This window comes from Antiquaquibacter metalliresistens (genome assembly GCF_029211225.1).
In the GTDB taxonomy this organism is placed as follows: Bacteria; Actinomycetota; Actinomycetes; order Actinomycetales; family Microbacteriaceae; genus Rhodoglobus; species Rhodoglobus metalliresistens.
The window spans coordinates 1-19,913 of record NZ_JARGEM010000010.1; the positions used below are offsets into that span (position 1 = coordinate 1).

The following is a 19,913-nucleotide window of genomic DNA, read 5'->3' on the forward strand; positions in this document are numbered from 1 at the left end:
AACTCTCTGGGATAGGGACCGGGCATGATGACATCCTCCCCGTCAGCGCCTCCCGACACTAACGATCAGTTGTCACCGATTCGTTCCTCACGCCCGGGGGAGCTCGCCGGCGGCGACGCGGCTGAGCTCGGAGTCGGGGCGGAACAGGCTGAAGCGCGCCTCGGCGGTCTCGAAGACGCGGCGCACGAGCGGGTGACCGGCTTCGGGCGCCTCGAGGGAGACCACGGTACCCATGCTCTCGAAGGCGGCGCGCATCACAGGCCGGCCTGGTCGAGTGCCGACTGCACCGAGGTGAGGTAGGCCTGTGTCGTGTACGTGGCTCCGCTGACGTTCGAGACGCTCGCGGACTGCGCGGCGAGCACCTCCTCGCGCAGGATGGGGGCCGCGCGATTGCTGATCTGCACGGACCTGCCGTCGTGGTCGGTGAGCTTGAGGGCGGTCACGTCCGAGATCGTGCCGCCCGTCACCTGAACCTGCACCTGCACGGAGCCGAAGCGGGTGTTGACCGCAGTGCCCGTGTAGGTGGCGGTCTGTGCGGCCGCGCTGGCCGGCGCGGTGGCCTGACTCGACGTGGTCGATCCGCCGGACGTGGTCGCGCCGCCCGTGGTGGCGCCCCCCGCGCTCGAGGAGGGCGTGGCCACGGTCGTGGCGCCGAGCACCGTGGTGCCCGCCTGCCAGCCGACGACGAGCACGCCGATCGAGGCGAGGATGCTGCCGAGGAGTGTGCGTGTTCTCACCAGTCGAACCTTTCGGAGTGGAGTTGATGGCTGGGCAGCCCCGCGTGTTTCACGTCGGCCTCGACCGCATCGAGCCAGCCGCTCGGACCGCACACATAGAGGTCGGAGTCCAGCAGGTCGGGGAAGATGCTCGTCAGGCTCACGCCACGCTCACGGTCGCGCTGAGTCATCCAGGTCGCGCCGCGCCGGGCGCGCTCACCGACCATGACGTAGCAGTCCGCGCCCTTGGCCTGCGCGATCGCGCGCACCTCGTCCCAGAGATAGGTCTCGTCCTCATTGCCGGCTCTCAGCAGCACGGTGGCCTCCCCGGGGGCGAACGAGGCGTGTTCCAGCATCGCGCGCACCGGGGTGACCCCGATGCCGGCGGCCATGATCGCCAGCTTCGGCGCGGTGCGAGCGGCGTCGGAGAACAGTCCGTAGGGTCCCTCGATCGAGACCACGGTGCCGGTCGGCACCGCGCTGATCGCGGCACTGCCCGCGCCGAGGTCGCGCACGGTGATGCGGGCGCTGGAATCCGTCGGCATCGCGGAGAGCGAGATGGGGTGCGAGTGCCACCACGTGGAGCCGGTCCAGAACCGCCACTGGAAGAACTGGCCGCCCCTGGCGTCGAGCGCGCGCAGCCCGCGGCCGGAGAGGTGGATGGAGACCACCCCCGGTGCGACCGGCACGACGCCGGCGACCCGGATGCGATGACGCAGGCTCACCACCACCGGCTCGATGAAGCGGAAGGTGAGGATGGAACCGAACGCGAGCACCGTGAGCGCGATCCAGTAGACGCGCTGGGCCGTGCCCTCGGCGAGGACTCCGCCGTTGCTGAACTGGTGGGGGAGCGCGAATGCGACGGCCACGTAGCTGAGCAGATGCACCAGGTGCCATCCCTCGTAGCTGAACTTGCGCTTGACCGCCACCAGCGAGGTCACGACCACGGTGATCAGCAGCCCGAGCGCGATGAAGGCCAGGGGCAGGTCGGGCAGGGCCAGCATCGAGCCGATCTCGGCGATCGGATCGATGCCCGAGCTGATGCCGTAGCCGACGAGCAGCAGCACCCCGTGCGCGAGCAGCAGGTAGAGCGCGGGTTTGCCGAGCTTGCGGTGCACCGCCATCGCACGGTCATGGCCGATCGTGCGGTCGATGAGCGGGATGCGCGCGGCGAGCACGAGCATCACGAGCACGTAGTCGGTGCCGACGAGGCCGGTGACGATGCCGAGGCTGGTGATCGCTTCACCGACGCTCGTGAACTGCCCGACACCGCCGGAGGCGAGGAAGAGTGCGATCGCGGCGGCACCGGATGCCCAGAACGCGACGACGATGAGATCGGCGATACGCGCTCGTCGTGCATACCGTCGCCGGTGGTCGACGTGCACGGTTGCGCGTGCCGGTCGAGCTGTCGTGGTGGTCATGCGACCAGCCTTCGCCCGGTCGCTATGAAGCCCCTATGAACAGACCGCGTGCGCGCGGGGAATCAGACCACGCCGGTGGTGCCCAGCAGCCAGCCGACCGCGAACGTGGTCGCGAGGGCGAGTGCGCCGCCGACGACGATGCGCAGCGTCGGCACGAGCCAGGGGTTGCCGCCGATCCGTGCGCCGACGACGCCCGTGGCGGCCAGGGCGATGACGACCGAGGCGAACGTCACCGGCACCCGCCAGCCCTCCGGCGGCAGCAGGATCGCCACCATCGGCAGGAGCGCACCCACGAAGAAGGCGAGCGCGGATGCCCCGGCCGCCTGCCAGGGGCTCACAACCGTCTCCTCGGTGATGCCGAGCTCGGCCTCCAGGTGCGCCTTCAGTGCATCGTGCTCGGTGAGCTCGACCGCGACCTGTCGCGCCGTCTGCGGAGAGAGCCCCTTGGCCTGGTAGATGCCGGTGAGCTCGTCGAGCTCGATCTCGGGCATCTCGGCCAGCTCGCGCGTCTCCTTGGCGATGAGCGCGTGCTGCGAGTCCCGCTGGCTGGAGACCGAGACGTACTCGCCGAGCGCCATGGAGATCGCGCCACCGATGAGACCGGCGGCGCCGGCCGTGAGGATCGGGGCCAACTCGCTCGTGGCACCGGCCACACCCACGACGATGGCGGCCACCGAGACGATGCCGTCGTTGGCACCGAGCACACCGGCGCGCAGCCAGTTCAGCCTGCCGGAGATGCCGGGACCGTGCGGTTCGGCGGCGTGCATGAAGCCTGGATCGGAGGACATGCACCCAGTCAACTCCCGTTGCGGCCTCCCGTGCTAGCCAGGGGAGCCTTCGCTACCCTGTGGCTATGGCGCAGACGAGAAGCGCGGGCTGGTATCCGGCCCCGGACGGCAACGGTCAGCAGTGGTGGAACGGCGTCGGCTGGAGTGAGACCAGGCTCGGCGCGGGGCCGGTGGCGGCATCCGCGCCCGTCATGCCGGGCACGGCGCCTGCTGCACCGCCGCCGGTCTACTCGGCTCAGAATCCGCCACCACTGGTGCCGGGCGCGACCCCGCTCGCCTCGCCGTTCAGCACCCGGACGATCGACGCGCGGGTCAACCGCAACGCCATGGTCGGCTTCGTCACCGGCGTCATCTCGGTGTTCTTCAACGTGCTGTTCCTGCTCGCGCCGATCGCGGTCGTATTCTCGATCATGGGGCTCTCGAAGGCCCGTCAGCTGCGCGCGCAGGGGGCGACGACGACGCTCGCGGGCTTCGCCTGGGCCGGGCTCGCGACCGGACTGTTCGCGATCGTGGCCGGACTCATCCAGGTGATCGCCTTCGTCGTGAGCATCACGTCGTCGCTGGACGTCTCGCTCTCGTCGTTCCCCGCCTCGGGCCTGATCCCGTGGCTGTTCCAGAGTCGCTGAACGCGCTCATTCGGGGCTGAACCGATACCCCATTCCGGCCTCGGTCAGCAGGTAGCGCGGCTTCGAGGGCTCGGGCTCGAGCTTCTTGCGCAGCTGTGCGAGGTAGAGCCGCAGGTATCCGGTGTCGGTGGTGTACTGCGGCCCCCAGACCTCGGTCAGCAGCGTCTCGCGGGTCACCAGCCGGCCGCGGTTGCGCAGCAGCACCTCCAGCAGCCGCCATTCCGTGGGGGTGAGGTGCACGGATGCCTCGCCCCGCGTCACCGCGCGCGCCGCGAGATCCACGGTCACCTCGCCGAACGAGACCACCGGATCCTCGCTCGCCGCCGGAGTGCGCCGCGAGAGCGCGCGGATGCGGGCGAGCAGTTCGTCGGCCGAGAACGGCTTGGTGACGTAGTCGTCGGCGCCGGCGTCGAGCGCTTCCACCTTGTCCCAGCTCTCGCTGCGCCCGGAGACGACGAGCACGGGAACCTGGCTCCAGCCGCGGATGGCCTGGATCACCTCGATCCCGGTGAGGCCGGGCATCCCCAGGTCGATGACGACGAGGTCGGGATGCTCGCGGATCGCCGAGTCGAGCGCCGTCGTGCCGTCGGCGGCGGTCACGACCTCGTACCCGCGGGCACCGAGCGTGATCCGCAGGGCGCGCAGCATCTGCGGGTCGTCGTCGGCGATCAGGATCTTCATGGTTGCGCCGCGAGTTCGATCACCATGGTGAGGCCGCCGCCGGGGGTGTCCTCGGCGGTCAGGGAGCCGCCCATCGCCTCGATGAAGCCCTTGGAGAGGGCCAGGCCCAGCCCGATCCCGGTGGTGTTGTCGACGTCGCCGAGCCGTTGGAAGGGCATGAAGACATCCTCTCGCCGTTCCTCGGGGATTCCGGGACCGCCGTCGATGATCCGCAACTGCACGCGCTCGTCGAACTCGCTCGTCGCGACCACCGGCGGGGTGCCCGGCGGCGAGAACCGGAGGGCGTTGGAGAGCAGGTTCACGACCGCGCGCTGCAGCAGCACCGCGTCCGCGGTCACCGGCGGCACGTCGCCGAGTTCCAGTTGCACGTCGCCGGGTGCGAGTCCGAGCTCGTCGAGCGCGCCGCTGACGATCGTGTCGAGTGCGACCGGCTCGGGATTCACACCGAGCACGCCCGCTTGCAGGCGGCTCGCGTCGAGGAGCTTCGTCACGAGATCGGCGAGGCCGTGCAGTGATTCGTCTGCCGCCTCGAGCAGTTCGTCCCGGTCGGCGTCGGTGAGGGTGACCTCGGTCGAGCGCAGCGAGGTGATCGCTGCGGTCGCCGCCGCGAGCGGTCGCCGCAGGTCGTGACCGACAGCGGCGAGCAGCGCCGTGCGCAGCCGGTCGGCTTCGGCAGCGGGGCGCATCCGGTCGGCCTCGCTGGTGAGCTCGCGCTGCCGCAGGGCCGCCTCGATCTGGGAGAGGAACGCCCCCAGGATCCTGCGATCGGATGACGGCAGCTCGCGCCCGCGCAGGTAGAGGCTGCCGTGCTCGCCGATCGGGAACGTGGTCTCGACATCGTCGTCGGCGGCCAGGGAGCCGTCGGTGGAGGTGTAGAGGGCCGTCTCATCCGATCGCAGGATCACGCTGACCATGCCGAACGCCTCCCGCAGGCGGGTCACGAGCGCGTCGAGCGCGTCCTGGCCGCTCAGCACGCTCCCGGCGATGCTGGACAGGGTCTCCGCTTCCGCGGCGGCCCGGGACGCGGTTCGGGAGCGGCGCGCCGCCTGGTCGACGACGATGCTGACGAGCACGGCGACGACGACGAAGATCAGCAGGGCGAGCAGGTGCAGCGGATCCGTGATCGTGATCAGGTAAAGCGGTTCGACGAAGAAGAAGTCCAGCAGGAAGCCCGCGGCGACCGCGCTCAGCACCGCAGGCCAGACCCCGCCGACGAGGGCGACGATCACCACGAACAGCTGGAAGAGCAGCACGTCGCTCGTGATCGACTCGTCGGTGCGCAGCATGGACAGCAGCCAGGTGAGTGCGGGCAGTCCCAGCACGGCGAGGCCGAGGCCGACCAGCCTGCGACGCAGCGAGAGGGCGCCGCCGAGACTCGGGAGCGCGCGCGTGCCCGCCTCCGAGTGCGACACGATGTGCACGTCGATGTCGCCGGCCTCGCGGATCACCGTCGACGACGTGCCGGCACCCGTCAACAGCGCGCGCAGGCGACCGCGCCGGCTCACCCCGATCACGAGCTGCGTCGCGTCCACCGACCGGGCGAACTCGACGAGCGCGCGCGGGATCTGCTCTCCGACGACCTGGTGGTAGGTGCCCCCGAGCGTCTCCACGAGGCGCTTCTGCGCGGTCAGGATGCCGGGGTTGGCCTCGGCGAGTCCGTCCGGCGTGGTCACGTGCACGGCGAACAACCGCCCGCCGGAGGAGCGCGAGGCGATGCGCGCCCCGCGACGCAGCAGGGTCTCGCCCTCCCTGCCGCCGGTGAGGGCCACCACGACCCGCTCGCGCGCGTTCCACGCCGAATCGATGCCGTGCTCGGCGCGATACCGCTGCAGGGCGGAGTCCACCTCGTCCGCGAGCCACAGCAGGGCGAGTTCGCGCAGCGCCGTGAGGTTGCCGAGGCGGAAGTAGTTGCTGAGCGCGGCATCCACGCGCGCCGCGGGGTAGACCACGCCCGCGGAGAGCCGGTCCCGCAGCGCCTGGGGTGCCAGATCGACGAGCTCGATCTGATCAGCGGAGCGCAGTACCGCGTCCGGGATCGTCTCGCGCTGCACGACGCCGGTGATCTGCCGCACGACGTCGTTGAGGGATTCGATGTGCTGGATGTTCACGGTGGAGAGCACGTCGATGCCCGCGTCCAGGATCGCCTCGACGTCCTGCCAGCGCTTCTCGTGCACGGAGCCGGGGGCATTCGTGTGGGCGAGCTCGTCGACGAGCGCCAGCTGCGGGGCGCGGGCGATCACCGCCTCGAGGTCCATCTCGTCGAGGGTGACGCCGCCGTGCGCCACCGCGCGGCGGGGCAGCACCTCCAGGCCCTCGACCAACGCTGATGTGGCCGCGCGGCCGTGGGTTTCCACGACCGCGACGACCACGTCCTCACCGGCGGCGGCGAGCCGGCGACCCTCCTCGAGCATCGCGTAGGTCTTGCCGACGCCGGGGGCGGCCCCGAGCATCACCCGGAGCCGTCCTCTCGTCATGGGTTCATCATCCCAGTCCGGCCAGCGCGATGTTCAGTTGCAGCACGTTGACCGTCGGTTCGCCGAGGTAGCCGAGGTCGCGCCCCTGCACCATCGACTCGACGAGCTCGCGCACCTGCTGCTCGTCGAGCCCGCGCGCCTCAGCTACCCGGGGCACCTGCAACAGGGCGTACTCGGGGCTGATGTGCGGGTCGAGGCCCGATCCGGATGCCGTGACGGCATCCGCGGGGATCTCGCCCCGTGCCGCCGAGCCCAGTTCCTCGATCGCGGCCTGTCGCTCGCCGATGGCGGTGATGAGGTCCTCGTTCTCCGGGCCGTAGTTGGAGCCGCTGGAGGCGGCGCCGTCGTAGCCGGCACCGGCGGCGGAGGGACGCGACTGGAACCACTCGGGCAGTGCCGCGCCGTCGGCATCGGCGAAGGACTGCCCGATGATCGCCGAGCCCACCACCTCGCCGTCGACCCGCACGAGCTGACCGTTGGCGTTGGTGTTGAAGGCGAGCTGACCGATGCCGGTGATGAGCAGCGGGTAGGCGAGGCCGAGCACGACCGTGAGGATCAGCAGTGCGCGCACCGCCGTCCAGGTCTGACGGAAGGATTTCACGATCTGACTCCTTAGAAGCCGGGGATGAGGCCCACGACGAGGTCGATGAGCTTGATGCCGATGAATGGCGCGATGATGCCGCCGAGGCCGTAGACGAGCAGGTTGCGGTTCAGCAGCCGACTCGCCGAGACCGGGCGGTAGGCGACCCCGCGCAGGGCGAGCGGGATCAGGGCGATGATCACGAGCGCGTTGAAGATGATCGCGCTGAGGATCGCCGAGGCGGGGGAGTGCAGTCCCATGATGTTGAGCACCGCGAGCCCGGGGAAGACCGCCGCGAACATCGCCGGGATGATGGCGAAGTACTTCGCCACATCGTTGGCGATCGAGAACGTCGTCAGCGAGCCGCGGGTGATCAGCAACTGCTTGCCGATCCGCACGATGTCGATGAGCTTCGTTGGGTCGGAGTCGAGGTCGACCATGTTGCCGGCCTCCTTCGCCGCCGACGTGCCCGTGTTCATCGCGACGCCGACATCCGCTTGTGCGAGCGCGGGGGCGTCGTTGGTGCCGTCACCGGTCATCGCGACGAGGTGGCCGCCCTCCTGCTCCTTGCGGATGAGCACCATCTTGTCCTCCGGCGTCGCCTCGGCCAGGAAGTCGTCGACCCCCGCCTCCGCGGCGATCGCCTTCGCGGTCAGCGGGTTGTCGCCGGTGATCATGACGGTGCGGATGCCCATCGCCCGAAGCTCCGCGAACCGCTCGCGCAGTCCGGTCTTGACGATGTCCTTCAGGTGGATCACGCCGAGCACGCTCGCCTCGCCCGCGGCATCCTTCGACGCCACGACGAGTGGGGTGCCGCCGGACTCGCTGACCCGCGTGACGATGGCGTCGAGATCCTTCGGCGTGACGCCCGCCCATTGGGCGATCATCGAGCCGGCGCCCTTGCGCACCTGTGTGCCGTCCGGCAGGTCGAGTCCGCTCATGCGGGTCTGGGCCGTGAAGGGCACGATGACCGCGTCCTTGACGGGCTCGCCGCCGTGACCGAGCTCCTTGGCGAGCTCGACGACCGAGGTGCCCTCCGGCGTCGCATCGGCGAGGGAGGCGAGCCGCGCCGCCTCGATGAGACGGTCCGGGGTCACCCCCGCTACCGGCAGGAACTCGCTGGCCCGACGGTTGCCGTAGGTGATGGTGCCGGTCTTGTCGAGCAGCAGCGTCGTGACATCCCCGGCCGCTTCGACGGCGCGCCCCGACATCGCGAGCACGTTGTGCTGCACGAGCCGGTCCATGCCGGCGATGCCGATGGCGCTCAGCAACGCGCCGATCGTCGTCGGGATGAGGGTCACCAGCAGGGCGATGAGCACCGGGATCGTGGTCACCGCGCCCACGGCGCTCGCCAGCGGGTTGAGGGTGAGCACGACGACCAGGAACACGATCGACAGGCTCGCGAGCAGGATGTTGAGCGCGATCTCGTTCGGCGTCTTCTGCCGCGAGGCACCCTCGACGAGCCGGATCATGCGATCCACGAAGGTCTCACCCGGCTTCGAGGTGATCTTCACCACGATGCTGTCGCTGAGCACCCGAGTGCCGCCGGTGACGGCGCTGCGGTCGCCGCCGAACTCGCGGATCACCGGAGCCGATTCTCCGGTGATCGCGGACTCGTCCACCGAGGCGATGCCCCAGACGATGTCCCCGTCGCCGGGGATCACCTCGCCCGCGGAGACGACGACGAAGTCGCCGAGGCGAAGCTCCGCCGATGACACGTCCTCCGCCTTGTGGCCGTCGGCGACCGGGTCGGGGCCCGCCACCCGGTGCGCGATCGTGGAGGTGCGGGTGCGACGCAGGCTCGCGGCCTGCGCCTTGCCCCGGCCCTCGGCGACCGACTCGGCGAGGTTCGCGAAGATCACCGTGATCCAAAGCCACGCCGCGATGCCCGCGGTGAAGCTCGGGGCGAGATCGCCCGAACGTCCCAGGAACGGCTCGGCGATCGCGATCGCGGTGGTGAGCACCGCGCCGATCTCCACGATGAACATGACGGGGTTGCGCCACATCAGTCGTGGGTCGAGCTTGCGGAGTGCGCCCGGAAGCGCCTTGGCCAGTTGTGAGAGTGAGAAGGCGCTCGAGCGGGGGTCGCTCGGGGCCGGTGACGCCGTGACCGGTGTGCCGGTGTGCGTGATTGCCATGATGACTTAAAGCCCTTCCGCCAGGGGACCCAGCGCGAGAACGGGGAAATAGGTGAGTGCGGAGACGATGACGATCGTTCCGATCAGCAGGCCGACGAACTGCGGCTTGTGCGTGGGCAGCGTGCCCGCGGTCACCGGCAGCCGATCCTGGGCGGCGAGAGAGCCGGCGAGCGCCAGCACGAACACGATCGGCAGGAACCGGCCGAGCAGCATCGCGACGCCGAGCGCGGTGTTGAACCACGGAGTGTTCGCGGTGAGCCCCGCGAAGGCGGAGCCGTTGTTGTTCGCGGCGCTCGTGAAGGCGTAGAGCACCTCGCTGAGGCCGTGCAGGCCGGGGTTCCAGATCGAGGTGGACTCGACATCCGCCCGCACCGGTGGGATCGCGAAGCTCAGCGCGGTGCCGAGCAGCACGATGGTCGGGGTGGTGAGGATGTACAGGCTCGCGAGCTTGATCTCACGGGCACCGATGCGCTTGCCGAGATACTCGGGCGTGCGGCCGACCATGAGACCGGCGATGAACACCGCGACGATCGCGAGCACGAGGATGCCGTAGAGGCCCGCCCCGACACCGCCGGGAGCGACCTCGCCGAGCATCATGTTCACCATCGCCATGCCGCCGCCGAGGGCGGTGTAGCTGTCGTGCATCGAGTTGACCGAGCCCGTAGAGGTGAGCGTCGTCGAGGTCGCATAGAGCGTCGACCCGAGGATGCCGAACCGGGTCTCCTTGCCCTCGAGCGCACCGCCCGCGAGCTGTGGCGCCGTGCCTCCGCCCGCCAGCTCCGCCCAGGTCATGAGCGAGAGCGACAGAACGAACAGCGTGCCCATCGCCGCGACGATCGCGTAGCCCTGACGCAGGTCGCCGACCATGCGCCCGAAGGTGCGCGGCAGGCTGAACGGGATCGCCAGGAACAGCAGCACCTCGAACAGGCTCGTCCACGCGGTCGGGTTCTCGAAGGGGTGCGCGGAGTTGGCGTTGTAGAACCCGCCGCCGTTGGTGCCGATGAGCTTGATGGCCTCCTGGGAGGCGACCGGCCCGCCCGGCACGACGGCATCGCCACCGGTGATGGTGGTCACCTCCTGGAAGCCGTTGAAGTTCTGGATCACGCCTCCGGCGATGAGGATCACGGCGGCGAGCACCGAGAACGGCAGCAGGATGCGCAGCGTGCCGCGGGTGAGATCCACCCAGAAGTTGCCGATCGTGCCGCTGGAGCGATACGCGAAGCCGCGGATGAGCGCCACCGCGACGGCGATGCCGACGGCCGCGGAGAGGAAGTTCTGCACGGCCAAGCCCGCGATCTGCACCGTATAGCCGAGGGTCAGGTCGGGGGAGTAGGACTGCCAGTTCGTGTTGGTGACGAACGAGATCGCGGTGTTGAAGGCGAGGTGCTCACTCGTCGGCGGCAGGCCGAGCGAGTAGGGCAGCACCTGCTGCACACGCTGCAGGGCGTAGACGACCAGGATGCCGACCGCCGAGAACGCGAGCACCGAGCGCAGGTAGACGGGCCAGCTCTGCTGCGACGCCGGGTCGACCCCGATGATCCGGTAGAAGCCACGTTCCACGCGCAGGTGCTTGGTCGAGGTGTAGGTGCGAGCCATGTACTCGCCGAGCGGGCGGTGGATCGCCACGAGCACGACGACGAGGGTGGCCAGCTGAGCGATGAAGAGCCAGAGGGTCATCAGAACCTCTCAGGCTTCAGCAGGGCCAGTAGGAGATAGCCGATCGCGGCGAGGGCGAGCGCGGCAGCGACGATCTCGAAGACGATCACAGTCGCTCCACCCCCTTCGCGACGAGGCCGACCAGCGCGACGAGCGCGATGATGCCGGCGATGAACACGACGTCCAGCATGAGTACTGCCTTCCGATTCGGTGGCCGGCGCGCAATGGCGCGCGGGCATGACTCACGTCACGGAATGAGTGAACGCCCGGCGAGGGCGTCTCGGGCAGGTCTTAAGGCTTTTCTTACGTCGCCGAGGGCGATCCTTACGGAATCCTCACGCCGCCGATCGGCGGGAGCGCACCGCGAGCGCTGCGGCACCGAGAATGCCCGCGTTGTTGCGGTGCACGGCAGGCACGATGGGCGTCTGGAGCTTCAGCAGCGGCAGGAACTGGTCGCTGCTCTTGGAGACGCCGCCGCCGACGATGAATAGGTCGGGGTGGAACAGGAACTCCAGGTGGCTGTAGTAGCGCTGCAGTCGCTTCGCCCAGCGGCGCCAGCTGAGGCGGCCCCGCTCGCGCGCCGCGTTCGAGGCCCGCTTCTCGGCATCCGTGCCGTTCATGATGAGGTGCCCGAGCTCGGAGTTCGGGATGAGCACGCCGTCGTAGATCAGTGCGCTGCCGATGCCGGTGCCGAGTGTGGTGAGCAGCACGAGCCCTGAGACGCCCTTGGCGGCGCCGTAGTGCGCCTCGGCATACCCGGCGGCGTCGGCGTCGTTGACGAAGTGGATGTCCCGACCGATGGCCCGCTCGAACAGGCTCTCGGCATCCAGCCCGATCCACTCCTTCGACACGTTGGCGGCGGAGAGGGTGCGGCCCTTGATCACGACCGCGGGGAAGCAGACTCCGACGGGCGCGTCGTCCGGCACGCCCCCGAGCTGCTCGATCAGCTGCAGGGCGGTCTGCACGATGTCGTCGGGTCGGCCGCCGGGAGGCGTCGGGAGCTTGATGCGTTCGCTCAGCAGCTCGCCGGTGTCGGTGTCGACGATCGCCGCCTTGATCCCCGTGCCGCCGATGTCGATTCCGAGCGCTGTCGCCATGGGTCCATCATCGCGCACCGGCGGCCGGGATCACGGCAGGGTGAGGATCTCCGCCCCGCGCTCGGTGACGGCGATGGTGTGCTCGAACTGCGCAGTGAGGGAACGGTCGCGGGTGACGACGGTCCAGTCATCCGGCCAGAGGTCCCACTCGATCGTGCCGGGGTGCTCGATCGTGCCGAGGGTCAGCATCGGCTCGATCGTGAAGACCATGCCGACCTCTATGACGTCGTCGTAGAGCGGCGCGGAGTCGTAGTGCGGAATGATGAGCCCAGAATGGAAGGTGCGGCCCACGCCGTGCCCGGTGTAGTCGCGCACCACCCCGTACCCGAAGCGCTTCGCATAGGACTCGATCGCGCGACCGATGACGTTGACCTGACGACCCGGGGCGACCGCCTTGATGCCGCGCAGCATCGCCTCCTCGGTACGAGTGACGAGGTCTGCGACCTCCTGCCGCGCCTGCCCGACCACGAAGGTGCGACTGAGGTCCCCGTGCACGCCGTCCTTGTAGGCGGTGACGTCGAGGTTGATGATGTCGCCCTCGACGAGCTCCGTGTCGTCCGGGATGCCGTGGCAGATGACCTCGTTGATGCTCGTGCACACGGACTTGGTGTAGCCGCGGTAGCCCACCGTGGAGGGATATGCGCCCTCGCCCACGATGTACTCGTGCACGATCACGTCGAGCTCGTCGGTCGTGACTCCGGGCCGGATGGCGGCGCCGGCCGCCTCGATGGCGCGCGCGGCGATGCGGCCGGCGGTGCGGATCCGCTCGATCTCGGCGGGGGAGTACACGTCCCCGCCCTCGTGCGGCGCCGGAGCGGGCCGGCCGACGTACTCCGGTCGCGGGATGGACGCGGGTACGGGGCGCACCGGGGCGACGCGACCGGGAACGAGGTGGCCGGCGGCATCCCTAGGCATGCGTTCGAGTGTATCCAGCCGCTAGCCTGGCCTCATGACCGAGTGGTGGTACAACAACAAGACCGGAGAGGTCGAGGAGGGCGCCCAGTCCCTCGGTTCGGACCGCGACGGCCCGTTCGCGACGAAGGAGGAGGCGCAGCGCGCCCCCGAGATCATCGCCGAGCGCGCGCGCAAGTGGGCGCAGGAGGAAGCGGCCGACTGGGACAACACCTGATCGGGGCTCGACCCCTCAGGAGTTCAGCCTCGCGATGAGGCTCATGGCGTCGATCGGCGCCCGCACCTTCGTGTCGTTGTCGAAGTAGACGTAGGCGTCGAGACCTGCCGCAAGCCACGTCTCGATACGAGCCGCCCACTCGGCGATAGCCGCCTCGTCGTACACGCCGCCCTCGCGCAGCACCTCGTCGGCGTGCAGCCGCACATAGCGGAAGTCGGTCGTGGTCTCGTCGATCATCGGCCACTTGCCCGCCGTCTCGCCGAGCACCGCCGCCACCCGATACCGGCGCAGCAGCTCGATGAACTCCGGCCGATCGAAACCGTGGTGCCGCACCTCGATCGCGTGCCGCACCGGCCGATCGGCGTCGGTCTCGAGGTGTTCCTTGCCGGTCATCCAGGCACTGCGTTCGGCGGCGAGCTCGACCGCCTCGGTCGTCGTGTGCGGCAGTTGGGCGAGGAAGGTCTCGAGGCGCGCAGGATCGAAGCCCAGGCTCGGCGGCAGTTGCCACAGCACGCAGCCGAGCTTCGGACCGAGCGCCAGCAGACCCGAGGCGAAGAAGTTGGCGAGCGGTTCGCGCACGTTCTCGAGCTTGCGCTCGTGCGTGATGAACTTCGGTGCCTTCACCGAGAACACGAAGTCCTCCGGGGTGCGGTCGCGCCAGCTGACCCAACTCGACGGCTTCTGCAGCGAATAGAACGATCCGTTGAGTTCGATGGATGTCACGTGCCGCGACGCGTATTCGAGCTCCGTCTTCTGCGTGGTGCCCTTGGGGTAGAACGTGCCGCGCCAGTCCGGGTACACCCACCCGGCCATCCCGACCCGCGCCGTGCCCCGCTCGGTCATGGGCTCAGTCGTCGTACGAGTGCTCGGGTCCGGGGTAGAGCCCACCGGCGACATCCTCGCGGTAGGCGGTGACCGCATCGGTGAGGCTCTTGCGCAGGTTCGCGTACTGCTTGACGAATTTCGGGATGCGGCCCTTCGTGAAGCCCGCCCAGTCGGTCCACACGAGCAACTGGCCATCGACGTGGGGCCCTGCGCCGACGCCGATGGTCGGGATCTTGAGCTCCTTGGTGACGCGGGCCGCGGCATCCGAGGGGACCATCTCGAGCACCACGGCGAAGGCCCCGGCGTCCTCGACGGCGTGCGCGTCGGCCAGCAGCTGCGTGACCTGCTCGCCGCGCCCCTGGATCACGTGACCGCCGAGACCGTGCTCGCTCTGCGGGGTGAACCCAATGTGCGCCATCACGGGGATGCCCGCGCTGACGATTCGACGGATCTGCTCGGCCGAGCGCACCCCACCCTCGAGCTTGACGGCGTGGGCGCCGGTCTCCTTCATGAAGCGGAATGCGGTGTGCAGCGCGTCATCCGCCCCGGACTCGTAGGAGCCGAAGGGCATGTCGGCGACGACGAAGGCGCGGCTCACCGCGCCGGCGACCGCACGGGTGAGGGGGATGAGCTCGTCGATGGTCACAGGGATCGTCGTGTCGTAGCCGAGCACGTTGTTGGCGGCGGAGTCGCCGACGAGCAGGAAGTCGATGCCGGCCTCGTCGAAGATGCCCGCGGTGAGCATGTCGTAGCTGGTGAGACCGGTGATCTTGATGCCGTTGTTCTTCGCGTTCTGGAAATGGCGCGTGCGCACCTTCTTGAGGTTCGCCTGGGCGGCCACGTCCGCGGCGCTGGGTTCCGTCATGATCCCGAGTCTAGATGTTCGGTTCCGAGCCAGTAGCCTAGAGACGGCGCCCGCGGCGCCAGTGGGCAGCAGCAGAGGAGCTTCGTGGACAAGCAGCGTGACTTCGTTCTCCGCACTATCGAAGAGCGCGGCATCAAGTTCATCCGCCTCTGGTTCACCGACGTCGTCGGCACCCTCAAGTCGGTCGCGATCGCCCCGGCCGAGGTCGAGGGCGCCTTCGCGGAGGGCCTCGGTTTCGACGGTTCGGCGATCGAGGGCTTCACACGTGCCTACGAGGCGGACATGCTCGCGCATCCCGACCCGACCACGTTCCAGATCCTGCCGTGGCGCGGTGAGATCGACCCGACCGCGCGGATGTTCTGCGACATCACCACCCCCGATGGGCAGCCCGCGGCATCCGATCCCCGCAACGTGCTCAAGCGCTCGCTCGCGAAGGCGGCGGACCGCGGATTCACGTTCTACACGCACCCCGAGATCGAGTTCTACCTGCTCAAGTCGTCGAAGCTGAAGGCGGGCAAGGTCGAGCCCGTGGACTCCGCCGGGTTCTTCGACAACGTGCCCGGCGGCACCGCGCACGACTTCCGTCGCCGCAGTGTGCGGATGCTCGAAGACCTCGGCATCTCGGTGGAGTTCAGCCACCACGAGGCCGGCCCCGGCCAGAACGAGATCGACCTGCGCTACGCCGACGCGCTCACGACCGCGGACAACATCATGACGTTCCGCACCGTGATCAAGGAGGTGGCGATCGAGCAGGGCGTCTACGCGACGTTCATGCCGAAGCCCATGTCCGGGCATCCCGGATCCGGCATGCACACCCACATGTCGCTGTTCGAGGGTGACGCGAACGCGTTCTTCGATGCGGGCGGCCACTACCAGCTCTCCAAGATCGGCAAGCAGTTCGTCGCCGGTCTCTTGCGGCACGCGCCCGAGATCACCGCGGTCACCAACCAGTTCGTCAACTCCTACAAGCGCCTGTGGGGCGGGGATGAGGCGCCGAGCTTCGTCACGTGGGGCCACAACAACCGCTCCGCCCTCGTGCGCGTGCCGCTGTACAAGCCCGGCAAGGGACAGAGCGCGCGCGTCGAGTACCGCGCGATCGACTCCGCGGCCAACCCCTACCTGGCGTTCTCGCTGCTGCTCGCGGCCGGGCTCAAGGGCATCGAGGAGGGCTACGAGCTGCCGGCCGAGGCCGAGGACAACGTCTGGGAGCTCTCCGACGCCGAGCGTCGCGCGCTCGGCTACAGCCAGCTGCCGGCCTCGCTCGACCACGCGGTCTCGCTCATGGAGGAGTCCGAGCTCGTGGCGGAGACGCTCGGCGAGCAGGTGTTCAACTACGTGCTGCTCAACAAGCGCAGCGAGTGGAAGCAGTACCGGGCCCAGGTGACCCCGTACGAGCTGGAGAGCAACCTCGAGATCCTCTAGTTCCCATGGCCAGGTCGCAGACGACGCTCACGGAGCTCGCGAGGCTGGGCTTCGCGCAGTTGGACGCGACCGCCGAGCGACTCGCCGAGCTCGGCGCGCCTGAACTCGTCCCGCTGTTCGCGGCGGCCGCTGATCCGGATCAGGCGCTGACGCAGCTCGCGCGTCTGCGCGAGGTCGCGCCCGAGCCAACCGCCCTGGTGCTCGGGAGCGAGGATGCCGCGGCCCGCCTGCTGCGGGTGCTCGGCGCCTCGAGCGGGCTGGGCCAGTTCTTCGAGCGGCACCCCGACGAGCTCACGGCGCTGCTGGAGCCCCTCGCGATGCCGCCCACGGCGGACGAGTACGGCGCCGATCTGCTGTCGGCGGTGGCCGAGTTGCAGGGCGACGACGCCTGGGTCGCGCTGCGGGTGCGCTACCGGCGGCACCTGGTGCGTCTGACCGCCTGGGATCTCGCCCAGCCGGACCCGCGCGCGGCCGTCGACCGGGTGGCCGCGGCGCTCGCCGACCTGGCCGGGGCCGCGCTGGATGCCTCGTTGGAGGCCGCACGCCGCGCCGTGCCGTTCCCCGCGGAGGAGGTCGCGGAGACGCGGCTGGCGATCATCGGCATGGGCAAGGCCGGTGCACGGGAGCTCAACTACGTCTCGGACGTGGACGTGATCTTCGTCGCGGAGGGCGGGGAGTCCGTCTCGGACGACCGGGCCGTGGAGATCGCGACGCGACTGGCGATGCTGACGATGCGCGGCATCCACGACCTCGCGGCCGAGCCGGGGCTATGGGAGGTCGACGCGAACCTGCGCCCGGAGGGCAAGGACGGTGCGCTCGTGCGCACCCTCGAGTCGCACATGGCGTACTACGAGCGGTGGGCCAAGAGCTGGGAGTTCCAGGCGCTGCTGAAGGCCAGGCCGCTCGCCGGCGACCGGGAGCTCGGCGCGCGGTACGTCGAACGCGTCGCGCCGAAGGTGTGGTCGAGCGCGTCGCGGGAGAACTTCGTCGAGTCGGTGCAACGGATGCGCGAACGGGTCACCGAGAACATCCCGGCGGGCGAACTCGACGTGCAGCTCAAGCTCGGACCCGGGGGACTGCGCGACATCGAGTTCACCGTGCAGCTGCTGCAGCTCGTCCACGGCCAGAGCGATCCGGAGGTGCGCCAGGTCGCGACCCTGCCCGCGCTGGTCGCTCTCGCCGAGCGTGGGTATGTCGGCCGCGTCGAGGCGGCCGAGTTCGCACTCGACTACCGCTTTCTGCGGCTGCTGGAGCACCGCCTGCAGTTGTCGAGGTTGCGCCGCACCCACCTGATGCCGACCGATCCCGAGGCGCTGCGGGTGCTGGCACGGGCCAGCGGCCTGGCCACGAACGCCGAAGACCTCGTCGCCCAGTGGCAGCGCACCAAGCACGCGGTGCGCAGCCTGCACGAGCGCCTGTTCTACCGGCCGCTGCTCTCGGCGGTCGCGGCGCTGCCGGAGTCCGGACTCGCCCTCACGAGCGATCAGGCCGAGGCGCGACTGGCAGCCATCGGCTTCCGCGACCCGCGAGCGGCCCTCAAGCACATCGCCGCGCTCACCGGCGGCGTCTCGCGTCGCGCGACCATCCAGCGCAACCTGCTGCCGGTGATGCTGCAGTGGTTCGCGGACGGCGCCGACCCCGACTACGGGCTCCTCGCCTTCCGCAAGCTCAGCGACGACCTGGGCGAGGCCTACTGGTTCCTCAGGATGCTGCGCGACTCCTCGGGCGCCGCCCGGCGCCTGACGAGCGTGCTCTCCGGTTCCCGCTTCGTCGGGGCGCTGTTCGAGCGCATCCCGGAGGCGGCGGCGTGGCTGGAGAACGAGGAGGAGCTGCGACCCCGGCCGCTGGCGCAGCTGCTCGAGGAGACCACGGCGACCGTCGCGCGGCACAGCGGCGACGAGGCTGCGGCCGCGCTCGCGCTGCGCACCGCGCGCAGGCGCGAGGTGCTGCGGGCGGCGCTCGGCGGCATGCTCGGCGTCACGACGATCGACGAGATCGGTCAGGCGCTCTCCGACATCACGACCGCGATCCTCGCCGGGGTGCTCGCGCTCGCCCACCGCTTCGGCGACGGCATCGAGTTCGGCATCGTCGCGATGGGCCGCTACGGCGGCGCGGAGCTCGGTTTCGGCTCGGATGCCGACGTCATCTACGTGTACCGACCGGCGGGCATCGGCGACCAGGAGGCGCAGGAGCGCGCCGAGCACATCGTGCACGCGCTCAGCCGCCTCACCGAAGACCTGCGGCTGCCCCTGGAGCTCGACATCGGCCTGCGGCCCGAGGGTCGCAACGGTGCGATCGTGCGCTCGCTCGAGAGCTACCGGGCCTACTACGAGCGCTGGTCGCTGACCTGGGAGGCGCAGGCCCTGCTGCGCGCACGCCCGGTCGTGGGGGAGCGATCGGTGCTCGCCGACTTCGAGCGGATCGCGGACGACGTGCGGTACCCGGCATCCGTGAGCCAGGATGCGGTGCGCGAGATCAAGCGCATCAAGGCACGTGTGGAGGCGGAACGCCTGCCTCAGGCGGCGGACCCGGCGCGGCACCTCAAGCTCGGCCGCGGCTCGCTCAGCGATGTCGAGTGGTTCGTGCAACTGCTGCAGCTGCAGCACGCGCACGAGGTCGAGGGCCTGCGCACGACGTCCACACTCAAGGCGCTCACCGCGGCGGAGGAGGCGGGCCTGGTCACGGCAGTCGACGCCGGGAAGCTTCGGGATGCCTGGATCTTCGCCTCCCGCGCGCGCTCCGCCATGACGTTGTGGACGGCCCGCACCTCCGATGTGCTGCCCACCGACCGCCAGCAGTTGGAGGGCGTCGCCCGGCTCATGGAATACCCGCCGGGGTCGGCATCCCAGCTCGAAGAGGACTACCTGCGGGTCACGCGCCTGGCCCGGCAGGTGTTCGAGAAGCGGTTCTACGGCCCCGCGTCGCGACCGGTGTCGCGCGGCTGATCAGCCTCGTGAGCGACAGCCTGGTGGACTGAAACGCCAAGGGCCGCCCCTTCCGAAGAAGTGGCGGCCCCGTGCGTGCTGTGTGCGACTACACCCCGAAGTACAGCTCGGCTTGAGGATCTGAGAACCAGAGGGTGCTCCTTGGGGCCGTACTTCCCGAGAAATACAGGGAAGTGCGATGTCAAGCATAAGCATGGTCGTTACCGCGGCTGTCCGAGAACCCGTCCGTTTACTTGATTCTTGGCTGTTCTACGGGGGTCGCTGGGGGTCTGCGGGTGGTGCCGCCTACCTCAGTAGTATGACCGACGACCGTCCCCGCCTCTGGACCCCGCGGGAGCTTGCCGACTACACCGGCGTCCCGATCAGAACTCTCGCTGATTGGCGGACAGAGCGTGCGCGCAGTCGAGGTCTCGGCTTGCCGTTCGTTGCGCTGTCGTCGCACAACGTCCGCTACCGCGATGAGGACGTCGAGGCGTTCATCTCGGGGCGGGTCGTGGCCCCGATGGATAGGACGGGCGACTGATGGGGCGGCCGAAGCGTGCGCTCGGCG

At 69.6% G+C, this 19,913-nt stretch carries 19 protein-coding genes; 5 read left to right on the forward strand and 14 right to left on the reverse strand.

What is annotated here, in order from left to right:
* Positions 1-87: 87 nt before the first annotated feature.
* The 4 genes from PYV02_RS14355 to PYV02_RS14370 form a co-directional block, all read right to left on the reverse strand.
* Positions 88-255 (reverse strand): hypothetical protein, encoded by a 168-nt coding sequence (locus PYV02_RS14355; protein ID WP_275759756.1) that lies wholly within the window; start codon positions 253-255, stop codon positions 88-90.
* Complete coding sequence (locus PYV02_RS14360; protein WP_275759757.1) at positions 255-737, reverse strand: FMN-binding protein; 483 nt, start codon at positions 735-737, stop codon at positions 255-257. The genes PYV02_RS14355 and PYV02_RS14360 overlap by 1 nt, the downstream gene beginning before the upstream one ends.
* On the reverse strand, positions 734-2,137 hold the full coding sequence (locus PYV02_RS14365) for a ferredoxin reductase family protein (RefSeq protein WP_275759758.1): 1,404 nt from the start codon (positions 2,135-2,137) through the stop codon (positions 734-736). Before PYV02_RS14365 ends, PYV02_RS14360 begins: the two co-directional genes overlap by 4 nt.
* A 62-nt stretch (positions 2,138-2,199) precedes the next feature.
* On the reverse strand, positions 2,200-2,925 hold the full coding sequence (locus PYV02_RS14370; protein WP_275759759.1) for a VIT1/CCC1 transporter family protein: 726 nt from the start codon (positions 2,923-2,925) through the stop codon (positions 2,200-2,202).
* Positions 2,926-2,990: 65 nt separating this feature from the next.
* On the opposite strand from PYV02_RS14370, the gene PYV02_RS14375 reads away from it, so the two are divergent.
* Positions 2,991-3,551, forward strand: coding sequence for a hypothetical protein (locus PYV02_RS14375; protein WP_275759760.1), 561 nt, complete (start codon positions 2,991-2,993; stop codon positions 3,549-3,551).
* A 6-nt stretch (positions 3,552-3,557) separates the two neighbouring features.
* On the opposite strand, the gene PYV02_RS14380 is transcribed toward PYV02_RS14375, so the two are convergent.
* The 8 genes from PYV02_RS14380 to map all read right to left on the reverse strand — a co-directional run bounded on the left by PYV02_RS14380 (position 3,558) and on the right by map (position 13,092).
* Complete coding sequence (locus PYV02_RS14380; protein ID WP_275759761.1) at positions 3,558-4,232, reverse strand: response regulator; 675 nt, start codon at positions 4,230-4,232, stop codon at positions 3,558-3,560.
* On the reverse strand, positions 4,229-6,706 hold the full coding sequence (locus PYV02_RS14385; protein ID WP_275759762.1) for a DUF4118 domain-containing protein: 2,478 nt from the start codon (positions 6,704-6,706) through the stop codon (positions 4,229-4,231). Before PYV02_RS14385 ends, PYV02_RS14380 begins: the two co-directional genes overlap by 4 nt.
* A gap of 7 nt (positions 6,707-6,713) precedes the next feature.
* Positions 6,714-7,307 (reverse strand): potassium-transporting ATPase subunit KdpC, encoded by a 594-nt coding sequence (gene kdpC, locus PYV02_RS14390; RefSeq protein ID WP_275759763.1) that lies wholly within the window; start codon positions 7,305-7,307, stop codon positions 6,714-6,716.
* An 11-nt stretch (positions 7,308-7,318) separates the two neighbouring features.
* Complete coding sequence (gene kdpB, locus PYV02_RS14395; RefSeq protein WP_275759764.1) at positions 7,319-9,424, reverse strand: potassium-transporting ATPase subunit KdpB; 2,106 nt, start codon at positions 9,422-9,424, stop codon at positions 7,319-7,321.
* 6 nt (positions 9,425-9,430) lie between these two features.
* Complete coding sequence (kdpA, locus tag PYV02_RS14400; protein ID WP_275759765.1) at positions 9,431-11,101, reverse strand: potassium-transporting ATPase subunit KdpA; 1,671 nt, start codon at positions 11,099-11,101, stop codon at positions 9,431-9,433.
* Positions 11,101-11,190 carry a potassium-transporting ATPase subunit F gene (locus PYV02_RS14405; RefSeq protein ID WP_275759766.1) on the reverse strand — a complete coding sequence of 30 codons (90 nt, stop codon included), beginning with the start codon at positions 11,188-11,190 and terminating at the stop codon, positions 11,101-11,103. The genes kdpA and PYV02_RS14405 overlap by 1 nt, the downstream gene beginning before the upstream one ends.
* A gap of 225 nt (positions 11,191-11,415) precedes the next feature.
* Entirely contained in the window at positions 11,416-12,177 is a 762-nt protein-coding gene (gene ppgK, locus PYV02_RS14410; protein ID WP_275759767.1) for a polyphosphate--glucose phosphotransferase, read from the reverse strand.
* A 30-nt stretch (positions 12,178-12,207) separates the two neighbouring features.
* On the reverse strand, positions 12,208-13,092 hold the full coding sequence (map, locus tag PYV02_RS14415; RefSeq protein WP_275759768.1) for a type I methionyl aminopeptidase: 885 nt from the start codon (positions 13,090-13,092) through the stop codon (positions 12,208-12,210).
* A gap of 34 nt (positions 13,093-13,126) precedes the next feature.
* Between map and PYV02_RS14420 the strand changes: the two genes are divergently transcribed.
* On the forward strand, positions 13,127-13,306 hold the full coding sequence (locus tag PYV02_RS14420) for a methionine aminopeptidase (protein ID WP_275759769.1): 180 nt from the start codon (positions 13,127-13,129) through the stop codon (positions 13,304-13,306).
* A 15-nt stretch (positions 13,307-13,321) separates the two neighbouring features.
* Here PYV02_RS14420 and PYV02_RS14425 read toward each other — a convergent pair whose 3' ends face one another.
* Positions 13,322-14,149, reverse strand: a complete 828-nt coding sequence (locus PYV02_RS14425) for a DUF72 domain-containing protein (RefSeq protein ID WP_275759770.1) — start codon at positions 14,147-14,149, stop codon at positions 13,322-13,324.
* A 4-nt stretch (positions 14,150-14,153) separates the two neighbouring features.
* A complete protein-coding gene (panB, locus tag PYV02_RS14430; RefSeq protein ID WP_275759771.1) occupies positions 14,154-14,996 on the reverse strand; it encodes a 3-methyl-2-oxobutanoate hydroxymethyltransferase in 843 nt (280 codons plus the stop codon).
* Between the two features lie 84 nt (positions 14,997-15,080).
* On the opposite strand from panB, the gene glnA reads away from it, so the two are divergent.
* From glnA to PYV02_RS14445, 3 genes are all read left to right on the forward strand, one after another.
* Positions 15,081-16,418: a type I glutamate--ammonia ligase gene (gene glnA / locus PYV02_RS14435; protein ID WP_275759772.1), complete on the forward strand. Its 1,338-nt coding sequence runs from the start codon at positions 15,081-15,083 to the stop codon at positions 16,416-16,418.
* Positions 16,419-16,423: 5 nt separating this feature from the next.
* The gene (locus PYV02_RS14440; RefSeq protein ID WP_275759773.1) at positions 16,424-19,363 is read left to right on the forward strand and encodes a bifunctional [glutamine synthetase] adenylyltransferase/[glutamine synthetase]-adenylyl-L-tyrosine phosphorylase; all 2,940 of its coding nucleotides are present in this window, start codon (positions 16,424-16,426) and stop codon (positions 19,361-19,363) included.
* 298 nt (positions 19,364-19,661) lie between these two features.
* Positions 19,662-19,886, forward strand: a complete 225-nt coding sequence (locus tag PYV02_RS14445) for a helix-turn-helix transcriptional regulator (protein ID WP_275759774.1) — start codon at positions 19,662-19,664, stop codon at positions 19,884-19,886.
* Positions 19,887-19,913 lie beyond the last annotated feature (27 nt).